Raw genomic sequence first — 15207 nt, forward strand, 5'->3', positions numbered from 1 at the left:
ACAGATACGCACAAATACTCATACCTGCTCTCTGTAAAGCGGAGACTTTTCTTCCACTTTACTACTACATATACAACAGCTCAGGAATTATCGGATCCTCATCATAAACGCCTCGTACGGTCTTAAGTCCGCTTTGATCCCTGTTCTGTCCTTATAGTTTGCAATCTTAATATCCTCTTTATCGGACACATATTTTGCAAGACCTTCTGTACTTACCGTATCCTCAGAAAGGTTTGCCACCACGATCCACTGCTCTTTGTCGGAAGTTCTTAAATATGCAAAGATCTTCTCGTCTTCCGGAAGAAGGAGCTGATAGTCACCTTCTGTGAGAAGCTCTTCCTCATGACGAAGACAGATCAGATCCTTATAATAATAAAACACAGAATCATTTTTTTCCAGAGCTTTTTTTACATTGATCTCCTGGTAACGGTCAGAAAGGCGGAACCATGGCTTGCCGGTTGTAAATCCTGCATTTTCGCTGTCATCCCACTGCATCGGAACCCTGGCATTGTCACGACTCTTGTTCCATACTGCCTTGCGGAAATCATCTTCAGAGATGGTTTTGTTCTTAATAACAAGATCCTGGTATGCGTTACGCACCTCGATATCCTCGTATTCATCCAGCGGGAACTGTACATTTGTCATACCGATCTCCTCACCCTGATATACATAAGGAGTTCCCTGCATGCCGTGGAGAACAGTAGCGTAAGCTTTTGCACATTCCTCACGGTAAGTGGTATCATTTCCCCATCTGGAGATCACACGTGGCTGGTCATGGTTTTCGAAGTACAGAGCATTCCAGCCCTTCCCATAAAGCTTGTTCTGCCACTGGGTCATCACACGTTTCAGCTCTCGGAGATCAAAAGGTTTCAGCGCCCACTTGCGGTTTACAGAACCTGGGATACGGTCGATGTTCATATGCTCGAATGTGAAGATCATGTTCAGCTCTTCCCTCGTCGGATCTGTGAAAAGTCTTGCAACTTCCGGTGTGGAACCTGGCGCCTCACCTACCGTCATACAGTCATATTTTGAAAGCACCTCCCGGTTCATCTCATGGATAAACTCATGAAGTCTTGGTCCGTTGCTGTGATATTTTCCTGTATAATACTTGCGGTCATCAGTCTTCGGGTAATCCGGGAAGGACTGATCCTTGGAGATAGACGCGATCACATCCATGCGCCATCCATCAGCACCTTTATCCATCCAGAACTTCATCAGATCATAGATTTCCTTACGGACAGTTTCATTTTCCCAGTTGAGATCCGGCTGCTTTCTGCTGTAGAAATGAAGGTAATACTGGCCACGCTCTTCGTCGTATTCCCAGGCACTTCCGCAGAAGCTGGAACCCCAGTTGTTTGGCTCACTGCCATCTGCTTTCGGGTCTTTCCAGATGTAATAATCACTGTATTTGTTGTCTTTTGACTTCCGGCTTTCCACGAACCATGCATGCTCATCGGAAGTGTGGTTGACAACCAGGTCCAGAACGATCTTGATGCCATGTTCGTGAGCTTTTTTGATCAGCTCATCCATGTCCTCGTTGCTTCCGAAACCTGCATAGATCTTTCGGTAATCACTGATATCGTAACCGTTGTCGTCCTGTGGGGAATCAAAAACAGGGCTGAGCCAGATCACATCGATCCCAAGGTTCTGAAGGTAGGGGAGTTTTTCAATAATGCCCTGGAGATCGCCGAAGCCGTCTCCGTTGGAGTCCTTAAAGCTTCTTGGATAAATCTGATATACAACGGAATTCTTCCACCAATCTTTCATTTCTTATGTCTCCTTTATTTTGCATTGAGCAGATATTTATAATCCGTATTTGCTGCTTATTTATATCCGGTCAGGTGTTCTTCAACTGCCCTTTTTGCGGTCAGTTATTTCGATATAACTTTTTTTAGGCTTTTTTATAGGCGGACCCTATACGGCCCGCCTTTTCATAATTCTGATCTTTATTCCTTATCCTTAAGGCTTATGCAATTCCAAGAAGAGAGAGAAGGATGCTCAGGATGATAACACCAATGATCAGAACTGTGATGCTGATATTTTTCTTTTTCAGCAGATAGTAGCACAGAAGAGTCAGTCCAAGAGGAACGATGCCGATAAAGATCTGGTCCAGCATGTTCTGGAGATTCAGAACAGATTCACCCTTCATGGTGAGTTCATAAGTGGAATTAAAGGTTACCATGCTGGCAGTCATACCGCCGACCATGATCAGCCCTACAATGCTGGCAGCCTTTGTCAGGATGTTCATAAGACCGCTTGCATAAACCTTCTGGATGTATTCGGAACCAAGCTTGTAGCCCAGGAAGGTTCCGTAATATTTCACAAGAATAGACGGAATGTTGAAAAGAAGCAGGAACACGATCGGTGCCAGAACGTTTCCGGATGCACCAAGTCCTACTGCGATTCCGGCTGCGATTACACGGAGAACGCCCCAGAAAATGGAATCACCGATACCGGCCAGAGGTCCCATCAGGGAAGATTTCACCGCATTGATGGAGCTTGCATCAAAATCCTTCTGCTCGCTGTTTTTCTTCTCCATGGATGCCACAAGACCCATGATGAATGTAGATAAGGTGATGGTTGTATTGAAGTAAGACATACTTCTTGTGAGGGCAGCTTTTTTGCCTTCCTCATCGTTTTTGTAAAATTTATTGATAAAAGGCATCAGGGAATAGCAGAAGCCGGAAGCTCCCTGTTTTGCCGGGCTTACTGCCGCATACAGAGTAAAGGAACGCCAGAACGCTTTTCTCAGCATTTTTCTTTCATCTGCAGGAATGGATTTCGTTAAATTACTCATGAGAAAAATTCCTCCTCTTCTTCGTCAAGATATTCGTCAGCGCTACCGGCCGGTGAAACTGCTACTCTCTGTGCTGCAAGCTGATTCAGCTTGTAATCGTTCATACCAATGGAAATGGCAATGATCACACCGATCACGGCAAGGGCGATCAGCGGAAGGTTTAAGTATGCTGCAAGGACAAATCCCAGGAAGTAGAACATGCAGATCTTGTTGTCCCAGAGCATTTTCATCAGCATCGCCATACCTACTGCCGGAAGAAGTCCACCGCAGACGGTCAGGCCGTTCATAACAACATCCGGGATCGCATCCAGAAGTGCGCTGACTGCGTCAGATCCGAACAGGATTCCGAAGAATGCGAACAGGGAATACAAAAACCAGTTTACAGCCCAGAGTCCGTAATGAAGGGCGATAATCTGTTTCTCCTTGCCCTCTGCTGCCAGACGGTCGAAAGTTTTTGCAAACATACCTACAATAAAGATGTAGAGAACGGTCTTGATCTGAAAACCAAGGATACCAATTGGAAGTGCCAGTGTCAGGGCTACCTCAGAACCTTTGCCCAGCATGATGGCAAAAGCAGTTCCTACGGCTGTGGCGATTCCGGGTTCTGCCGCGGAAGCACCTCCGATGTTTACAACTCCCATAAATACGGCTTCCAGTGAAGCTCCGATGATCACTCCTGTATGAAGATCTCCAAGAAACAGACCTACCAGCGGTCCGATGACGATCGGACGGTTCAGCATGGTAAATCCGATCAGCTCTGCACCGCCGACACAAATAAATACGGCAAGTGCTACAAGAAATGCGTTTAACATTTTTTCTTTCCTCCCTTTTTTGTTACGTTTTACTTATTCAGTGGATACTCACATTCCACGATCTGCATTCAGATAATTATTACGTTCATTCTTTTTGATATGCGTCAGTTTAATTTATCCAGCACATCCTTCACAAGCTTCTGCTCATCATTCGGTACCTGCTGCATACAGGTCTTCGGTTCAAGGGCAACCAGGCCTTTCAGTGCCTGCTGCTCTGCTTTTGTCAGCATGATGGTCGGTGTCAGGACAAGTTTCTCGGAAACATCGATTCCGTCGAAACGTCCGGTATTTCCTACATTGAGGAAGCCGATCTCACCAACGCTCTGTCTTATTTTCAGGGCATCTTTTACGGTTCTTGTAAGAACCAGAATACGCATCCTGGATGCTTTCGGATTATTTAAGATACGGATGGCTTCATCCACCGGTTTGATCAGGGATTTGATTCCTCCCGGTACTGCCATTTTCAGTGCCATCTTCTGGGTATTGTCGTTGGCTGCCTCATCATTGGCTACTACGATTCCCTGTACTGCCAGCTGTTTGGTCCAGGTCATAGCAACCTGTCCGTGAATCAGACGGTCATCTACACGAAGTGCGGTGATCTTTGCTGTGGAATTGTCGTAGGACTGCGGGGCCGGTGCTTTTTTCGGTGCGGATTTTTCTACATCCGGCGCGGCGGTCTGCGCTGTGATTTTTTCTCCCTGTGCAATGCTTTCTGCATCATGTTTTCCCGTTGTGGATTTCTTTCCACCGCCCAGGTCTACCACCTGAAGTTCCTCTCTGGCATCATCGATGAATTCCTGGATCTCTTCCTCCGTCACATCGTCATCTGCCATCATTACCTGCATCAGCACCGGAAGGTTGGTTCCTGTGATCAGCGTAACATTTTCCTTCTGGCTGTATCCCAGAAGCTTCTGGTTTACGCTTCCTCCCATAATATCTGTGAAAACGAAAATCCTGTCGTTTTCATGCTGTGCGAAATATTCTTCAAACTTTTTCTCCACATTGTCTTCCGGTGTCACATAAGCATCAATGGTTGTGATCTCAGCCATTTTTCCAACGATCAGCTCTGCTGTATAACGAATGCCGGAGGCCATTTTTCCATGTGTGGCGATCAGAATCTGTTTCATCTGGTATTCACTCCTTCTGTACTCTTTCCCTTTGGTTATGTACCTAACCTTTATGTTCACACTATAGCATCAAAGCCAGGCTGTGTAAATAGGTTATGTACATAACCTATTATTGTGACAAGTTGGAAATTATGGTTTTGTGCAGGTTTCACATAAGAAATTTTACCAAAAAAGCCGAAAATACTCTGGCTGCCAGATACTGGCAATTCCCGTATATTTCGGCTTTTGACATTTTTATTCTGTTTAATTCTCATCCTGCGGCTGTACCGACTTCCTGGGGATCAGCGTAACCGGAAGCTCGATCTCATTCTCCCGCTCTTTTTCCACGCCGTTGATCCGCTCCATCAGGATCTCTACGGCAAGGGAAGCTTTCTGCTCCACATTCTGGCTGATCGTAGTAAGCCTTGGCACGGAAAATTCCGCATAGCTGATATTATCGTATCCCGCGATTCCGATTTCCTCCGGGATCTTTACTCCACGGCTGCTGAAAAAGCTGATCGCCTCCAGTGCATAAAGGTCTGACAGGAAAAACAGCGCAGTCTTCGGTTTTTTCCGCTGGATCAGCCACGCATAGCTTTCTTTTCGTTTGGCGTAGTTCATTCCAAGAGCGGTAAACTGCACCTTCTGTTTTTTTCCCGCAAATTCTTTTGCTGCGCGCTGGGCACCCATGTAACGGAAATGATCCACACCATTGTCACGGCCTGCACAGACCTGGATATGCTCATAGCCACATTCCAGGAGATATTTTGTCATAAGGTAGCCGCCGCTCTCGTCATCCAGTCCAATATTCAGGACATGGTTTTCCTGGCCTGCGTCAAGCTCACCGTAAGCATCAATGGAAACGATGGGCTTGTTGATCAGCTGGTAGATTTTTTCGCAGTTACTTTTACTGAAAGAAATGGCAATGACGCCGTCCACATCCCAGCCCATGACCATCTGAAAGATCTTGTCCGTATCCTTTGCAGAATAGAGCATCAGATAGTAGCCAAGTTCCTGCACGTACTTCTCAATAAAACCGATGATCTTCCCATAAAAAGGATCTCCGATAACAGAATCCTTGAAGTCTTTATGATGATTGATCACAACTGCGATCAGCTGGGATTTCTCCTTATTCAGAACTCTCAGTCCCATTTTCTGGACATATCCCATCTCCCGGATAAGATTCTCGATCTTCTGAATGTTGGCAGGAGATACTTTTTTTGTTTTTCCATGTATGACGTTGGAAACAGTTGTTGTACTTACACCTGCTCTCTGCGCGATTTCCTTAATGGTTGCCATTGTCTGTCCTCCAGAGATATTTCTGTGCGGAAGCCACTGCATTGGCTCCGTCTGAAACAGCAGTTACTACCTGGCGAAGTGCCTTGGTTCGGATATCTCCCGCTGCAAAAACCCCAGGTGCGCTAGTAACACCTTCTTCTCCTGCACAGATATATCCGTTCTCATCCAGCTTAAGCTGGTCTTTTACAAGTGCCGTACTGGGAACAATGCCCACTGCGATAAAGACACCATCTGCTTCCAGTTCCCGTTCTTCCCCGGTTTTTACATTGCGGATCTTAAGACCTGTCACTTCCTCCTGTCCAAGGATCTCCTGGGGAATGCTGTCCCACACCATTTCTATATTTTCGCAGGCAAAAACCTTCTCCTGAAGAGCCTTATCCGCCCGAAGCGTATCACGGCGATGGACAAGATATACTTTTTCACAGAGGCCGGAAAGAAAAACCGCATCTTCTGCAGCCACGTTTCCGCCACCAACTACCACTGCAATCCTGTCCTTGTAAAAAGCTCCGTCACAGGTAGCACAGTAGGAAACTCCAAGACCGCCAAGGTCATCTTCTCCCGGAATATCCAGCTTCCGATGCTCCGCCCCAAATGCAAGGATCAGTGTTTTTGCCTGGTATTCATGCTTTTTTGTGCGGATCGTCTTAATATCTCCGGAAATATTTTCCAAAGAAAGGATCTTCTCGCGCTGCGGTTCCAATCCCAGTTTCCGGGCATGCTCCCCGAAGGCTTCTCCCAGATCCATACCTGAGATTCCCGGCATTCCCGGATAATTATCCACCTCATAGGTAGCTGTGATCTGACCGCCCGGTGCGAAATTTTTATCGATCCATATGGTATTTAATCGGGCCCTTGACGCATAGATCGCCGCCGTGATCCCTGCCGGACCTCCGCCTAAAATTGCAAGATCATAGATATCGCTCATGTTATTTCTCCATTTTCAGGTCGAACGGATAATACAACACCATCCTCCGCAACATTTCGGAAAGTAACATCATTCTTCATGCACTTATAACTGAGGAATCTTGTCTGTGCTCATGATCCGCTGACACTTTATGATTTTATACGGAATAGCCATTCCATAGTTTCCATTTTTGTATATTTCCGCTCACATAATATCATAGATTCCGTAATTTTCCAATATGATAGAACAAAGCGCCGCTCTGAAAGGACGTTACTGTTTATTTCGAGGCCAGCAACATACTCTGCGGAATATTGCCTGTAAACAGTAATGAAAGATGTCTTATGCCTCTTAAAATAAGGAAAAATAAATCCCCTCTTTTCATCATCCTGCTTCTTATTCTGACATTACTCACCGGCCTTACTGCCGGCTATTTTTCCGCTCATGGGATCACGGAAAACGGAAAATTCGAAGCTTTTTCCAGGAAAGTTTTTCAAAATGAAGTCTCCGGCAGCACCCTCACCCTCCACTATACCCTTGCACATCCGGAAAAACAGGGCATCCCGCGGAAAAAAACAACTCTTGGAACCATCCCGACAGACATGAAAAATACATATCAGATCTGCAGCCAGTACGAAAAAAAGCTGAAATCTTTCCGCTACAGCTGTCTTTCCACGAAAAATCAGCTGACCCTGGATTCCATGCTCCTCTATTATCATACGGAAAAATCTCTGGGCGACAATTATCTTCTCCAGGAACCACTTGGCCCAAGTCTCGGCATTCAGGCCCAGCTTCCCGTACTTCTGGCGGAATACGCTTTTTATGAAGATCAAGATATCACCGATTATCTCAACCTTCTCACCACCATCCGGCCTTACTTTCAAAGTATCCTGAAATTTGAGAAAAAGAAATCCGAAGCTGGTTTCTTTATGAGCGACACTACTCTGGACCGGGTTCTGGCACAATGCAGCGCTTTTATCCAGAATCCGGACAACAATTATATGCTGGATATTTTTCAGAAAAAGCTCTCGGATTATGGAAAACTTTCCGTTTCAGAACAGAACGCTCTGATCCTGACCCACAAAAGTCTCATGAAAACAGAAGTCATTCCCGCCTATCAGGAACTTATGACCGGACTGGAAGCTTTGCGTGGCACAGGGAAAAACAATCGTGGCCTGACTTATTTTAAGGGAGGAAAAGCCTACTATCTCTATCTTCTCCAGAGCCAGACCGGATCTTACGTTCCTGTGAAACAAATGGAAAAACGCCTCTCCAGACAGCTTTCCAGTGAGATCGGTATTGCAGGAACCATGCTCCGCAAAAACCCGGAACTTCTGGCTACACTCAACCAGGGAATCACTTTCAAAGAAATGAAACCCGCCCAGATGCTGAACGCCCTTCAGCAGAAGATCCAGGCAGATTTTCCAGCCCTTGCAGATGTCACTTTTGAACTCCGCACAGTCCACGATTCCATGAAAGATTACTTAAGTCCCGCCTTTTATCTCACCCCGCCCATGGATACCGGAACGCCTAATGTGATCTATATAAATCCGGCTGCCAGTTATCAGGGTCTGGAACTTTTTACCACACTGGCACATGAAGGATTCCCGGGACATCTTTACCAGACTGTCACTTTTGAGCGCCAGAATCCCTCCGGCATCCGGAATCTGCTCTGCACCTCCGGTTTTGCGGAAGGATGGGCCACTTATATTGAGCCCTTTGCCTACAAGTACGCAGCCGGTTATATAAAGGATCCTTCTGCCACAGAACTTGCCAGGATCTCCTGGCTGAACCGCAGCATCAACTTATGTATGTACTCACTTCTGGATATTGAGATCCACTACAACGGCTGGACCCAGGCCGAAGCAGCCAGCTTCCTGAAAGCCTTTGGCATCGAAGAAAGCACCGTTGTCTCCGAAATCTATCAGTACATCCTGGAAACCCCCGGGAATTATCTGAAATACTACTGGGGCTACTTAAGCCTTCTGGACCTGCGCACCTCCGAGCAGAACCGTCTGGGCCAGGATTTTGACCTGAAAAAATTTCACAGCCAGGTGCTGAAAATCGGCGGTGTGCAATTCCCGGTGCTGGAGAAGTATATTGATGCGGAATTTTAACCGAATCCCTGGACCAAAATTATAACTCTTTACTCCAGCCCCGCAAAAAACAGCTCATAAAAATCATCTTCACCCTCAAGCATCGGAGAATTCTCTCCACCACCATTGGTGCTCCGCTTCATAGCTGCATAAAACTCTTCCCCTGCCGCGATCAGATCCATCTCATAAACCGGAACCCCAAGTTCCCGGCACTTCTTACAGAAAGCAGCCAGCGGCTCTTTCTCCTTACGGGTAGCAAGCAAAACCTCCCGAAGCGCCGGGTCCCTGCGGGCCTTTTCCTTCAGATTATCAAGCATCTCCACAACTTCCATCCTGCTCACTCTCCCTTCACGCAATTTCTGAACAATACATCCAGTTCCGGAATCTCCCTCTTCAGAGAAATCAGCTTCCCATCCCTGGTAAAACAATGCTTCGAAGAAGCCACCGTACAAACCTCATCCCTGGTCACATTAAAAAACTCATAATCCAGTTCCAGAACCGCACCACTGTACTTCCTCACAGAAACCGAAATCTCCACCACATCATCAAAAAGCACCGGCTTCTTATAAGAAACCGAAACCCCGGCAACCGGAGAAACGATCCCCCGCTTCTCCACCTCACCATAACCGAACCCCATCTCCTTCATAAAATCAATACGGGCCTCCTCCATCCATTTCACATAATTGGAATGATGGATGATCCCCATCTGATCCGTCTCATGATACTGCGCCTTACGTCTGTAAACACCCATGACTGCATCCTCTCTTTTGTCAAAGTCTGATATTGTAGTCAAGCGGATATTCGCAATCCGCTTCGCTACTTTCTCATAACCAAATAACTGCTCCGCAGTTTATCATGAGGAGCTTGCACTCCTCCTGATACAAGCAAGTCCCCACCCACTGCTTATTGCTTTTCGCAACCCCGCAGGGGACTTACTTGATTTGGTTAAAATGTCTGCTTTATTTCTTGCAAACTATATTCCTCATACATCTTAAATATATCATACAAAGCCGCGAAAATTCCACCATAATTCAACAAGCTGATAGCAAGATATCGTAATCTTCAGTCAGATAGATGGAAATTTTTTCGCTTTTCAAAGAAATGCGAGGAGGGGAAGCATTCATAGTTGCGAAGTCCATTTTCCCTCCTCGCGCTCCTCCCCTCCGGCCACGCAGTTTTGTTGTACGTTGTGGGGATGTGTGTATGTACTGGTGGGGCGATGGATGCTGCGGTATCGGATATAAAACGCTGTGCCGATTTATTCCTATTCTCCACAACTTTTTACAGTCAATCACTTACTCCCCTCAAACCACAAGGAAACTCAGCCTTTCCTCCACGCCGTCCAGCGCAGCGCTGACGGCTCATCCAACTCCCAGGAAACCACTCAGCCTCACACTCTAAACCGAACTCCCACCCCGCCACTCTATCCTCATGCCCTGAACCTCACTGCCCGGACAGCCACCAGCACTTCCCGGCTTGAAAAACCAGCTGGCAAGGCGTGTGCTGTCTGGCGACGACTCTGCAGGAGGGGTGCTGATTTTCAGCGGCTTAGAAGCCAGCCCCCGACGAAGCCCCGGCGCCAGACAGCACACGCCTTGCCAGCGTCCGTCCAACAACTCCGCATACCAGACAGCATCCCCGGCACGGGCGTACGTTCACCCCCACCACCCTCTTCCCACGAAAAAAAAAATCTGCTATAATACAACCACGCAAACCAATTACATTCAAAATCCAAAGAAAGACAAGGTAAACCATAAATGAAATTCTCACCCAACATCAAAATCCCCGACTCCCTCAAACGAGTCCTCAAAAGAGAATCCACCCCGGATCCTCTCCGCGAACCCAAACGCCCCATCAGGCGCAACCCCAAGGACAACATCCCATTAAACTTCCGCGAGCGCAGCAACGCCCGCCTGAGCCTCATAGCCTCCATCGTTGTCCTGGCTATTCTGGTCCTCTTCTTCAACCAGCTGGACTACCGCCTCATCCGTAAACCAGCCATAGATGCCCGCAAAAAAGCCACCATTTCAAAAGAAAAACAGGAAACCACCACTACCACCGGTGAAACCACCACAGCCTCTGTCATCGCAGTAGGCGACAACCTCTACCACCAGAGCCTCATAGACGCAGGCGCATCCTCTGACGGTAACTGGAACTACGACAAAATCTACACCCACATCCAGGACGCCATCAAAGACGCAGACATCAAAATGATCGACCAGGAAACCGTCTTCACAACCGACCATGACAGCGTAAGCTCCTACCCCTCCTTCGCAACCCCGACCGAAGTAGGAGACGCCATCATAAAAGCCGGATTCAACGTAGTGGAATCCGCCAACAATCACATTGATGATTTCGGCGAAGGTTTTCTCACCGACACATTGAATTTCTGGAAAACCACCTATCCGGATGTCACACTTCTTGGAATCCACGACTCACAGGAAGATGCAGACACCGTCAAGATCCGCGAAGTAAACGGTATCAAAATTGCATTTCTGGATTATACCTACGGAACAAACGTAGGAGGCATTGAAGGAAAAGACTACATGATCGACATGATCCGTAAGGACAAGATCACAACCATGATCCAGAAAGCCAAACAGCAGGCCGACTGCATCATCTTCGTGGCTCACTGGGGCACTGAAGACGAAACCATGCCAAATGAATACGAAAAGCAATGGGCAGCCTACCTCATGGAACAGGGTGTAAATGTCATTATCGGAGGACATCCTCACGTACTTCAGCCATACGGCCGTCTCACCGATGATAAAGGCAATGAAACCGTAGTCTTCTACTCTCTGGGAAATTTTGTATCCACCCAGCAGAAACTGGAAGAGCTCCTTGGCGGAATGGCAAAATTCACCATCCAGAAAACAGTAAAAGATGGAAAAACTTCAATTGAAATCCTGACTCCAACCGTAGAACCTCTGGTCATGCACTATAACAGTGATGCCGGAGAATTTGGGCCATATATGCTTTCCGACTATACGGAAGAACTGGCATCTCAGAACGGTGTCCAGAAATACATTGGTTCCGGTGTATTCACTCTCGACAACCTGAAAAAGAAATTCAATGAGATCATGTCCATGAATGTTACCCCATCCACAGGAACCAATCTTCTGGACGTAACCATTAATACAGACCTGAACATGATCGATGCTTCCGGAAATATCGTAGAAGATACGGATTCCATCACAGCAGAGCAATATTATGCAGACAAAGGAATCGACATCAATTCCGAAAACTTCAATTCTGCTGATAACGGTTCCGGCAGCACAGACGACTCCTCAGATGATGGTTCTGATGATGATTCCGGTTCCTATGACGACAGTTCCTACGACGACGGCTCTTACGATGACAGTTACGACGAAAGTGAAGAATAAAGCTTTAACGAATGCGGATTGCGAAGATTCGCTCGACTCAGCAAACCAGCCAATCCAGCAACGTGCATAAAAAATACCGGAGATCCGGCATCCCTGAAGTACACACTTCAAAGGATCCGGATCCCCGGTATTTTTTTACATCATCAGAACTTTACCATCCGTTTCAGTCCCTGAATCACCAGCATACTTACCCCTGACAGTCCGTAAACCGCCAGAAGTTCTCCAATTTTAAGCGTCTGCACCGCAAAAAATCCATGAAGCACCGGAACTGCAAGCACAGCTGTAAGAAGCACAAATCCAGACAGAAATGCTCCCTGCATAAAGCGATTATCAAAAAATTCCCCTGTAAAGATTACCGGTTTTCCAGCCTTACAGTTATATCCGTGAAGTAATCTGGACAGACACAGCACTGCAAACGCCATGGTACCTGCCAGTACCTCATTGCCGTCCCGGTAGCCAATCAGAAATGCCGTCAGTACCACAGCACCGATCACACCACCTTCCACACCAACACGGATCAGGAACTCTTTTGTAAGAATAGATTCTTTTACAGGTCTGGGCTTTTTTCCCATCACATCATGATGGTAAGGTTCCAGCCCCAGAGCAATGGCCGGCAGACTGTCCGTAAGCAGGTTGATAAACAGAAGATGAACTGGTGCAAAAGGCACTGGAAGATTCATCAGAGAAGCTGCAATCACTACCAGGATCGCCGCAAAATTTCCGGAAAGAAGGAACTGTATAGCCTTTTTGATATTTTCATAAATATTTCGTCCACTCTCCACAGCCTTGATGATCGTGGCAAAATTATCATCGGTCAGAATCATTGAAGCCGCATCTTTTGCTACCTCTGTTCCTGTGATCCCCATAGCAACTCCCACATCTGCCTGTTTCAGTGCAGGTGCATCATTGACTCCATCTCCGGTCATGGCCACAATGTTTCCCCTCTCCTGCCACGCACGCACAATACGTATCTTATGCTCTGGCGTCACACGTGCATACACCCGGATATTTTCCACAAACTCGTTAAGCTCCTCATCACTCATACCATCAATCTGAACACCCTCACAGGCCTAGGAAATATCATCCAGAATTCCGATTCTCTTTGCAATAGCGGCTGCTGTCACCTTATGATCTCCCGTAATCATCACCGGGCAGATACCTGCACGCTTACAGTCCGAAACCGCCGCTGCACTTTCCGTACGGGGCGGGTCCATCATTGCCAGTAACCCCAGAAAAACCAGCCCCTGTTCATCCTCTGTGGAGATATTTTTTTCCACCGGAAAATGGCGGTATCCGATTCCAAGAACACGTAAACCTGACTCTGAATACTGTTCATTAACTCTGCAGATGTTTTCCACATCCACCTCTGTAACAGGAAAGATTTTTCCACCTTTCTGGATATAATCCACACGTTTCAGCATCACATCTACCGCGCCTTTGGTGATCATGGTATATCCATCCTTCATCTTATGGAAGGTAGACATCAGTTTCCGATCACTGTCAAAAGGAACCTCGCTGCTTCTCGGACAGGCATCCCTGACTTCCTGTGCCGAAATTCCTTTTTTATCTCCCAGGTTTACCATTGCTGTTTCTGTAGGATCTCCGATCTCCTGGCCTTCCACATTGGTAGAATCATTGCAGAGAATGCTGAACTTCAGCATCTGTTCCTGCAATGGGTTCGCCGGATCAATCTGATCTGCCGGAATATCCCGTCCATCCACATAATAATGTTCAATAGTCATCCGGTTCTGTGTCAGTGTTCCCGTTTTGTCAGAACAAATTACCGATACACTTCCCAGCCCTTCCACAGACTGCAGTTTCCGTATGATTGCTCCTTCTTTCGCCATCTTTCTGGTTCCAAACGCCAGCACAATTGTCACAATGGAACTGAGTGCTTCCGGAATCGCCGCCACAGCCAGTGCCACTGCAAAGAGAAATGCATCTGCAACAGCTCCGCCTTTCAGCACCTGCAGGGCAAAAAGTACAGCACATAACAGAAGAATGATCATAGAAAGCTTTTTCCCAAAGCGATCCAGATTAATCTGAAGCGGTGTTTTCTTCTCCGAAGTATTCTTTAAAAGACCGGCGATTTTTCCGACTTCTGTGTTCATTCCAATCCCGGTTACAAGAAAAACACCTCTTCCATAAGTCACATAGCTTCCGGAAAATACCATATTCCTGCGATCTCCTAACGGAAGTTCCCCGGTAAGCGGAGCGCTGATCTTATCTACACCAATGCTTTCTCCGGTAAGTGCACTTTCATCAACCTTAAGGCTGGCACTTTCCAGCACACGTCCGTCCGCCGGAATATAGTCTCCAGACTCCAGATGGACCACATCTCCTACTGTAATTTCCCTTCCCGGAATTCTCACCACTGCACCGTTTCGAACCACCTTCGCCTCCGGTGCAGCCAGCTGTTTCAGGCTTTCCAGGGAATTCTCTGCCTTAATGGTCTGCACAGTTCCCAGAATAGCATTCATAGTAATCACAACCAGAATTACCGCCGCACTCTCTGTTTCCCCCAGGAACAGGGAAACCACCGCCGAAACAATCAGGATCAGCACCAGAAAATCTTTATACTGCTCCAGAAAAATCTGCAGGCCGCTTTTTTTCTTACCTTCCGCAAGTTCATTGAATCCGAATTTTTCCTGCCTTCTTTTTACTTCCTCATTCGTCAGAAAATCCTGTTCCCCATTCAGATCTCTGCGTACAGTTTCTACCGTTTCATTGTAATAAGCTTTCACAGATACCATTCCTCCTTTACAGATCCTCAGCAAAATCCCTGTTAACAGTATGGGCAGAATCGTAAAAAA

10 protein-coding genes and 1 pseudogene are annotated in these 15207 nt (G+C 46.9%); 2 read left to right on the forward strand and 9 right to left on the reverse strand.

Annotation, left to right across the window (positions count from 1 at the left end; genetic code table 11):
- Positions 1-87: 87 nt before the first annotated feature.
- The 6 genes from G5B12_RS09075 to trxB all read right to left on the reverse strand — a co-directional run bounded on the left by G5B12_RS09075 (position 88) and on the right by trxB (position 6939).
- Positions 88-1767: a glycoside hydrolase family 13 protein gene (locus G5B12_RS09075; RefSeq protein WP_174088078.1), complete on the reverse strand. Its 1680-nt coding sequence runs from the start codon at positions 1765-1767 to the stop codon at positions 88-90.
- A 199-nt stretch (positions 1768-1966) separates the two neighbouring features.
- Positions 1967-2797, reverse strand: coding sequence for a PTS system mannose/fructose/sorbose family transporter subunit IID (locus tag G5B12_RS09080; RefSeq protein WP_021651182.1), 831 nt, complete (start codon positions 2795-2797; stop codon positions 1967-1969).
- Positions 2794-3609, reverse strand: coding sequence for a PTS mannose/fructose/sorbose/N-acetylgalactosamine transporter subunit IIC (locus G5B12_RS09085; protein ID WP_174088079.1), 816 nt, complete (start codon positions 3607-3609; stop codon positions 2794-2796). Before G5B12_RS09085 ends, G5B12_RS09080 begins: the two co-directional genes overlap by 4 nt.
- 104 nt (positions 3610-3713) lie before the next feature.
- Positions 3714-4736: a PTS mannose/fructose/sorbose transporter subunit IIAB gene (locus tag G5B12_RS09090; protein WP_174088080.1), complete on the reverse strand. Its 1023-nt coding sequence runs from the start codon at positions 4734-4736 to the stop codon at positions 3714-3716.
- Between the two features lie 243 nt (positions 4737-4979).
- Positions 4980-6014: a LacI family DNA-binding transcriptional regulator gene (locus G5B12_RS09095; protein ID WP_174088081.1), complete on the reverse strand. Its 1035-nt coding sequence runs from the start codon at positions 6012-6014 to the stop codon at positions 4980-4982.
- Complete coding sequence (trxB, locus tag G5B12_RS09100) at positions 6001-6939, reverse strand: thioredoxin-disulfide reductase (protein ID WP_021976994.1); 939 nt, start codon at positions 6937-6939, stop codon at positions 6001-6003. The genes G5B12_RS09095 and trxB overlap by 14 nt, the downstream gene beginning before the upstream one ends.
- A gap of 320 nt (positions 6940-7259) precedes the next feature.
- On the opposite strand from trxB, the gene G5B12_RS09105 reads away from it, so the two are divergent.
- A complete protein-coding gene (locus G5B12_RS09105) occupies positions 7260-9032 on the forward strand; it encodes a DUF885 domain-containing protein (RefSeq protein ID WP_244096073.1) in 1773 nt (590 codons plus the stop codon).
- A 29-nt stretch (positions 9033-9061) separates the two neighbouring features.
- Here the strand turns inward: G5B12_RS09105 and G5B12_RS09110 are convergent, their stop codons facing one another.
- A complete protein-coding gene (locus G5B12_RS09110) occupies positions 9062-9343 on the reverse strand; it encodes a hypothetical protein (protein WP_021976992.1) in 282 nt (93 codons plus the stop codon).
- Between the two features lie 5 nt (positions 9344-9348).
- Positions 9349-9762: an acyl-CoA thioesterase gene (locus tag G5B12_RS09115; protein ID WP_180214425.1), complete on the reverse strand. Its 414-nt coding sequence runs from the start codon at positions 9760-9762 to the stop codon at positions 9349-9351.
- Between the two features lie 1006 nt (positions 9763-10768).
- Between G5B12_RS09115 and G5B12_RS09120 the strand changes: the two genes are divergently transcribed.
- Positions 10769-12394 (forward strand): CapA family protein, encoded by a 1626-nt coding sequence (locus tag G5B12_RS09120; RefSeq protein ID WP_021976990.1) that lies wholly within the window; start codon positions 10769-10771, stop codon positions 12392-12394.
- Positions 12395-12537: 143 nt separating this feature from the next.
- On the opposite strand, the pseudogene G5B12_RS18310 reads toward G5B12_RS09120, so the two are convergent.
- Positions 12538-15147: pseudogene (locus G5B12_RS18310) on the reverse strand (cation-translocating P-type ATPase).
- Positions 15148-15207 lie beyond the last annotated feature (60 nt).

The organism is Blautia sp. MSK.20.85 (assembly GCF_013317245.1).
GTDB lineage: Bacteria > Bacillota > Clostridia > Lachnospirales > Lachnospiraceae > Blautia_A.

What these genes read in the sequence shown, in the direction of transcription:
- G5B12_RS09075 (WP_174088078.1), bottom strand. Translation starts at nt 1,767, where the DNA reads ATGAAAGATTGGTGGAAGAATTCCGTTGTATATCAGATTTATCCAAGA.
- G5B12_RS09080 (WP_021651182.1), bottom strand. Translation starts at nt 2,797, where the DNA reads ATGAGTAATTTAACGAAATCCATTCCTGCAGATGAAAGAAAAATGCTG.
- G5B12_RS09085 (WP_174088079.1), bottom strand. Translation starts at nt 3,609, where the DNA reads ATGTTAAACGCATTTCTTGTAGCACTTGCCGTATTTATTTGTGTCGGC.
- G5B12_RS09090 (WP_174088080.1), bottom strand. Translation starts at nt 4,736, where the DNA reads ATGAAACAGATTCTGATCGCCACACATGGAAAAATGGCCTCCGGCATT.
- G5B12_RS09095 (WP_174088081.1), bottom strand. Translation starts at nt 6,014, where the DNA reads ATGGCAACCATTAAGGAAATCGCGCAGAGAGCAGGTGTAAGTACAACA.
- trxB (WP_021976994.1), bottom strand. Translation starts at nt 6,939, where the DNA reads ATGAGCGATATCTATGATCTTGCAATTTTAGGCGGAGGTCCGGCAGGG.
- G5B12_RS09105 (WP_244096073.1), top strand. Translation starts at nt 7,260, where the DNA reads ATGCCTCTTAAAATAAGGAAAAATAAATCCCCTCTTTTCATCATCCTG.
- G5B12_RS09110 (WP_021976992.1), bottom strand. Translation starts at nt 9,343, where the DNA reads ATGGAAGTTGTGGAGATGCTTGATAATCTGAAGGAAAAGGCCCGCAGG.
- G5B12_RS09115 (WP_180214425.1), bottom strand. Translation starts at nt 9,762, where the DNA reads ATGGGTGTTTACAGACGTAAGGCGCAGTATCATGAGACGGATCAGATG.
- G5B12_RS09120 (WP_021976990.1), top strand. Translation starts at nt 10,769, where the DNA reads ATGAAATTCTCACCCAACATCAAAATCCCCGACTCCCTCAAACGAGTC.